The organism is Vulcanococcus sp. DEBay_Sum22DG08_74, assembly GCF_017852955.1.
In the GTDB taxonomy this organism is placed as follows: domain Bacteria; phylum Cyanobacteriota; class Cyanobacteriia; order PCC-6307; family Cyanobiaceae; genus Vulcanococcus.
Map to the genome: position 1 here is coordinate 1 of NZ_JAFMKL010000102.1, position 5,917 is coordinate 5,917.

Sequence of the window (5,917 nt, forward strand, 5' to 3'; positions counted from 1 at the left end):
TGCGGGTGATGCTGTCGGCCACCACCGAGGTCAACAGGGCATCGATGCAGCCCAGCATGCCCAGCACGGCTGCGTCGACAAACATCAACTGCAATTCGCCCAGCTCAAAGTGGGGAATCTGCAGAGCGGGGAAGCCGGAAGCGATCTCGCCGATGCGGCGAATCTCCTCGCCTCCACCGCCGCCCAGGACGGTGATCGAGAGCAGCGTCCCCACCACCAGGGCAATCAGCTGGGGTGGGGCCACTTTTTTGACGGCCGCCGGGGTCAACCAGAGGATGGCCATTGTCACCACGGCCAGGGTGATCTCGGTGGGCCGGGCGTTGGCCAGCAGCTGGGGCAAGTTGTTGAGGGTGCCCATGACGCCGCCCTTCGGGCTGGCCTGACCGAGGAAGGGTCCCAGCTGCAGGATGATCAGGATCAGGCCGATCCCACTCATGAAGCCCGAGATGACCGTGTAGGGCATCTGGGTGATGTAGCGACCGAGCCGCAGCAGACCGAAGGCGATCTGGAAGAGGCCGGCCAGCATCACAACGGTGAAGGCCATGGCGAGCCCGTGCTCGGGATTGCGGGCCGTCAAGCTCGCGATCACGGCCGTCATCACCACGGTCATGGGACCGGTGGGTTCGGAGATCAGGCTGGGGGTTCCGCCAAAGAGGGCCGCGAACAGGCCCACCAGCACCGCACCCCAGAGGCCGGCAGCTGCCCCGGCTCCTGAGGCGACGCCGAAGGCCAGGGCCATCGGTAGGGCGATCACAGCGGCCGTGACGCCGCCAAAGAGATCCCCTTTGATGTTGTTGGTGCTGATCTGATTCAGCAGGCGAAAACTTGACGCACGTTGGGACGTCGACGCCGGGGTCATGACCACTGTCAATGGGGCCAAAACGCTACGTCTGAGCCGAATCGATTGGGGCTTTGCCGGCAGGGCGTTAGCGAATCGGTCATCCTGAGCCCAGGACTTTGCGCGAGCCATGGGCGAGCCCACACCCCTGGCGTTCCTGGAGGCCAGCTTTGAGCGGGAAGCCCGCCTGGATCAGTCCTATGTGGTGCTCACGGTTGCGGCGAGCCTGATCGCCACCCTGGGACTGTTGGCGGACAGCGCCGCGGTGGTGATCGGGGCAATGTTGATTGCCCCCTGGATCCTGCCCCTGCGCAGTGCCTCCTTCGCGATCCTGGAGGGACGACTGGCCCTGGTGGGCCGTGCGTTGCTGACCCTGGCCGTGGGCGTCGGCATCACGGTGCTGACCTCAGCGGCCCTGGGTTGGGTGGCCAACCTGCCAGTCCTGGGCGATGAGGTCCTGGGGCGCACCACGCCGAACCTGCTGGATTTGGGCATTGCTTTGGTGGCGGGATCGATCGCGACCTACGGCCGCCTCAAGCCGGAGGCGGTGTCATCCGTTGCAGGCACGGCGATTGCGGTGGCCTTGGTGCCTCCGGTCTGTGTCCTGGGCCTGTTGCTGTCGCTTCAGCAGTGGGAACCGGCCAGGGGCGCAGCCCTGCTGTTTGCCGCCAACCTGCTGGGCATTCTTTCGGGGGGATTGCTCACCTTGGTGGCCACCCAGGCGAGCCTGCGCCAGCAGCTCTTCCGCAGTCAGATGGGTCTGGTGAGCCTGCTCCTGACGGGACTGCTGCTGATTCCGCTGACCGGTGGCTTTGTGACGCTGCTGGGACAAGCCCAACAGCGTCAGGCCCTTCAGGAGGTGGAGCGGGCCATCACCGAGAGCCTGCGCCAACGCACCATCACCTTGGGTAAGGATTCAGAACTCACCGACGTCAAGATCGATTGGACGCAAAACCCCCCTTTGATCAAGGCGGCAGTTCGGGTGAGTCGCCCCAACCTGCCCACCCCGAAACAGGTTGCGGCGGTTCAGGACTTCATCAACAGGACGCAAAAATTCCGCTACCGCCTTTTGGTCCAGCGGGTCTCCATTGACGTGATCGGTCCTGAGACCGAACCCAACCCCGAACCCACCCCCGTGGAAGAACCCCAAGAGGTGGTTCCAGAGAAAGCTGAGCCGGCCGGCATCACCCCTGCTCCAGCGGTCGCCCCGCCGCCCGCGGCTCCGGCCGTGCCGGGGTAACGGCCTGAAGACATTTCGGCTGTTCTGTGCACAATTGGGCCAGTCCGCTGCTGGCCATGCCTGACGCCCTCACCTTTCTGGAGATCGTCGCGGGCATCTTGCTCCTCTTTGGCGGGGGCGAGTTGTTTGTGGCCGGCGCGGTAGCCCTGTCTTTGTTGCTGGGCATTCCTCAGATCGTCATCGGCCTGACGGTCGTTGCCTTTGGCACCAGCGCACCTGAACTGTTTGTGAGCTTGCTCTCGACCCTGCAGGGAAATTCCGGCGGGGACTCGATTGCCGTTAGCAACGTTCTGGGCTCCAACATCTTCAACGTGATGGTGGTGTTGGGCGCCAGCGCGGCCATTACCTCCCTACGCGTTCGTAGTCGCTTGGTGCGGCGGGATGTGCCGCTGCTCATCGCTGTGTCGATGGCCACCTGGGCGATGGCCTCATCCGGGAGCTTCTCCTGGGTTGCGGGTCTGGCTCTGTTGACGGCACTGGTGATCACCCTGGTCTGGGAGGTGCGCTCGGCGCGGGAAGACCACCAGGACGGTCTTGATGACATTGATGCGGAAGGGGCCTCCACCACACCCGTGGCCATCGTCAAATTGGCCCTGGGTCTGGTGTTGCTGGTGGTGGGCTCCCAGGTTCTGATCAAAGGCGCCATCGCTGCGGCCCAGACCCTCGGGGTGAGTGAGGCGGTGATCGGTCTGACAATCGTTTCAGCTGGCACCTCGATGCCTGAACTGGTGACGTCCCTGGTGGCGGCTTACCGGGGTAAGGCGGATCTTGCCATCGGCAACGTGGTGGGCAGCAACCTGCTCAACCAGCTCTTGATCCTGGGTCTGTGCGCCCTGCTCTCGGGTCAGGACGGACTGTTGGTCAGCCCTGAGCTGTTGCGCCGTGATTTCCCAGTGATGGTGCTGACGACCTTGGCCTGCCTGCCGATTTTCTGGAGTGGCGGCGTGATCAATCGCCTCGAGGGGTGGCTCTTGCTTGGCGCCTACGGCCTCTACTTGGTTGAGCAGATCCTCAGCAGTACGGCGGCTCCGGGTATTGATGAATTCCGCTTGTTCGTCTTGGTGGCAGCTCTGCCCCTGGTGTTGGTCTTCCTGACTTGGACCTCACTGCGCTGGATGCAACAGCGCAGGAGCGCTGGCTAGGAGCAGACGACGCTCGGGAGCATGGACACGCTGACCCCTGCGGCGGTGGCGTCGTTGTAGAGGCTTTCGCTGCTCTGGCGGTTCAGATTGACCTGTCCTGAGCAGATCAAGTCCCAGGTTTCATCGGCGAAGTGGGTTTGCAGCCAGAGCATCCCCATCACCGTGCGGTGCTTGAGGTTGTAGCTCTCTCCGACGGACGTCAGGGTGATGTCCATGGCCCACAAAAAAACCTCCCCCTATTGGAGGGGGAGGCGTTGGACGCTGATGTATCAACGCGAACCAAAACCAAAAGCCTTGGTTTTGGGGCGGAATCAGCCTTGGTTGACCTGGGAAGCGGCCTCGGCCTGACGGTGGTGGTAGTGCTGCCCGCGGTACTGCAGATCGACAGCGGTGTCGACTGAAGCCGCTTCGTGGCGGAGGGGCGCTTCGAAATGTTGGCCGCGGTAGGCGTGCTCAACGGGAGCGCTGGTGGGCTGTTCGTGGTTGGCGTTGTCGTAGGTGACGCCGCGGTACTGGAGTTTGCTCATGGTGGTCATCGGGCCTCGAAGGGTTGGCTGGTTGTCCGCTTCGTGGGAAGGAGCGTTGCTTCGCCTCGCGGTGGGCTACTTCCGGTGGAGCCAGGCCCAAAGGGGGCTCACTCAACGTTTTGTCCTTCTGCAGCATTTCTAGCTGATGAAGAATGTTCAGAGTGAACAAAAGCCTCTTTTTTGTCTTTTTTGTAATAGTTACTGTGGCCCGTTGAACGTTTTTTCTTCACTTTCCTTCTGCTGCCATAGCGCAATTCCTGATGGACTTGCGAATTGGTAGCGAATGCAACCTTGACGGTGGTCTGTGATGCGGAACATTGGCACCTAATGGCGGTAATCCGTCATCCACCCAGCGACTGCTTTTTGATGACTGTTGCTTCTCCTGTCTCTCGGCCTCGGTCGAAGAGCCTGCAGGAAGCGAGCTTGCTGGAGGCTCCTCAGCTTCTGCTCCGCAAGGTGCGAGGACTGTCCTCCGGCCGTTCGCTGACCTGGCTGGCTTGTGTGCCTCTGGCTCTTTTCGGCCTGGGCGTGTTCAACCTTTCGGCCCGCGCCGCTGAGCTCCCCGAGCTCAACGCAGCGTTCCTGGCCAACAACATGTGGCTCCTGGTGGCCACGATCCTGGTGATCTTCATGAACGCCGGTTTCGCCATGGTCGAAGCCGGGATGTGTCGCCAGAAGAACGCCGTCAACATCCTTGCCAAGAACCTGTTCGTGTTCGCCCTCGCGGTGACCGCCTACTGGTTCATTGGTTATTCGCTGATGTACGGCGGATCCCTGGTGGATGGCTGGCTTTATTTCAACGGCCTCTTCTTTGACCCCACCGTCACCGCTGAGATGGTGACCGAGGGAGCCTTGGTTCCCACCGTTGACTTCCTGTTCCAGGCTGCCTTCGCCGGCACCGCCGCCACGATCGTTTCTGGCCTCGTGGCTGAGCGCGTCAAGTTCGGCGAGTTCGTGATCTTCGCGCTGGTTCTGACTGCTGTTATCTACCCGGTCTCCGGTTCCTGGCAGTGGAATGGCGGCTGGCTGAGCGAGCTGGGCTTCATTGATTTCGCTGGCTCCTCGATCGTCCACTCCGTGGGTGCTTGGGCCGGCCTGGTGGGCGCCATGCTGCTTGGCCCCCGCATCGGCAAGTTCGTGGGCGGTAAGCCCCAGGCCATCCCCGGCCACAACATGTCGATTGCAACCCTGGGTGCCCTGATCCTCTGGATCGGCTGGTACGGCTTCAACCCCGGCTCTGAGCTGGCGATGGACCAGTACGTGCCCTACGTGGCTGTGACCACCACCCTGGCGGCTGCCGGTGGCGCCATCGCTGCCACCATCGTCTCCACCCTGACTTCGGGCAAGCCCGACCTGACGATGATCATCAACGGCATCCTGGCCGGTCTGGTGAGCATCACTGCCGGTTGCGGCAACATGACCCTGGTGGGCTCCTGGGTCGCTGGTGCCGTCGGCGGCATCATCGTTGTCTTCGCAGTCTCCGCACTGGATGCCTCTGGCATTGACGATCCCGTCGGCGCCTTCTCCGTCCACGGTGTGTGCGGCGTCTGGGGCACCCTCGTCATCGGCCTCTGGGGCGTTGATGGCATGGACGTCGGTTCTGCAGGCCTTGGCCTCTTCAATGGCGGCGGCTTCAGCCAGCTCGGCATTCAGGCCCTGGGCTGTGCGGCCTACGCCATCTGGACCCTGGTCACCTGCTGGATTGCTTGGTCCGTGATCGGCGGCCTCTTCGGCGGCATCCGCGTCACTGAGCAGGAAGAGATCGAAGGTCTCGACATCGGTGAGCACGGCATGGAGGCTTACCCCGATTTCGCTTCGGCGAAGTGATCCTCTGAGCTCTGCTCGATGGGCCCGCTTCGGCGGGCCTTTTTTATTGCCTCAGGGCCTTGGCTGGCAGCATGGACGGGCCCAAGGGTGCCGCTTTTGCCCTGCCCCCGCTGCGGTGCGCGCTTGCTCACCAAAACCGAGGAGCGCCCTCCGCGCTTGGTTTGCGTGGACTGCCGGCAGGTCTTGCCCCAGTCGGTCCAGGTGCCGCTCATCACCCTGGTGGTGCGTCACTTTTTGGGCGTGATGCTGCTGCTGGGCCTCGTGGTGGTTCCACTGCTGGTGATGAGTCTTTCGCCCTGGATTGATCGGGTTCCCCGGGCGCCCCGCACCAACTTGAGCGCCA

The 5,917-nt window shown here is 62.8% G+C and carries 7 protein-coding genes; 4 read left to right on the forward strand and 3 right to left on the reverse strand.

Features of this window, described 5'->3' with window-relative positions; translation table 11 throughout:
- Positions 1 to 859 (reverse strand): SulP family inorganic anion transporter (locus QZ184_RS09595; protein ID WP_296419306.1); only part of this gene is annotated, 859 nt, incomplete at its 3' end.
- A 109-nt stretch (positions 860 to 968) separates the two neighbouring features.
- Here QZ184_RS09595 and QZ184_RS09600 point away from each other — a divergent pair.
- Positions 969 to 2,078, forward strand: coding sequence for a DUF389 domain-containing protein (locus tag QZ184_RS09600; protein ID WP_296419307.1), 1,110 nt, complete (start codon positions 969 to 971; stop codon positions 2,076 to 2,078).
- Between the two features lie 56 nt (positions 2,079 to 2,134).
- Positions 2,135 to 3,220: a calcium/sodium antiporter gene (locus QZ184_RS09605; protein ID WP_296416786.1), complete on the forward strand. Its 1,086-nt coding sequence runs from the start codon at positions 2,135 to 2,137 to the stop codon at positions 3,218 to 3,220.
- Here the strand turns inward: QZ184_RS09605 and QZ184_RS09610 are convergent.
- The gene (locus tag QZ184_RS09610; protein ID WP_247477794.1) at positions 3,217 to 3,435 is read right to left on the reverse strand and encodes a hypothetical protein; all 219 of its coding nucleotides are present in this window, start codon (positions 3,433 to 3,435) and stop codon (positions 3,217 to 3,219) included. The genes QZ184_RS09605 and QZ184_RS09610 overlap by 4 nt on opposite strands.
- Before the next feature lie 96 nt (positions 3,436 to 3,531).
- Complete coding sequence (locus tag QZ184_RS09615) at positions 3,532 to 3,756, reverse strand: DUF4278 domain-containing protein (protein ID WP_296419309.1); 225 nt, start codon at positions 3,754 to 3,756, stop codon at positions 3,532 to 3,534.
- A 357-nt stretch (positions 3,757 to 4,113) separates the two neighbouring features.
- Between QZ184_RS09615 and amt the strand changes: the two genes are divergently transcribed.
- Both amt and QZ184_RS09625 read left to right on the forward strand, forming a co-directional pair.
- Entirely contained in the window at positions 4,114 to 5,574 is a 1,461-nt protein-coding gene (gene amt, locus QZ184_RS09620; RefSeq protein WP_247477818.1) for an ammonium transporter, read from the forward strand.
- A 96-nt stretch (positions 5,575 to 5,670) separates the two neighbouring features.
- Positions 5,671 to 5,917 (forward strand): hypothetical protein (locus QZ184_RS09625; protein ID WP_296419312.1); only part of this gene is annotated, 247 nt, incomplete at its 3' end.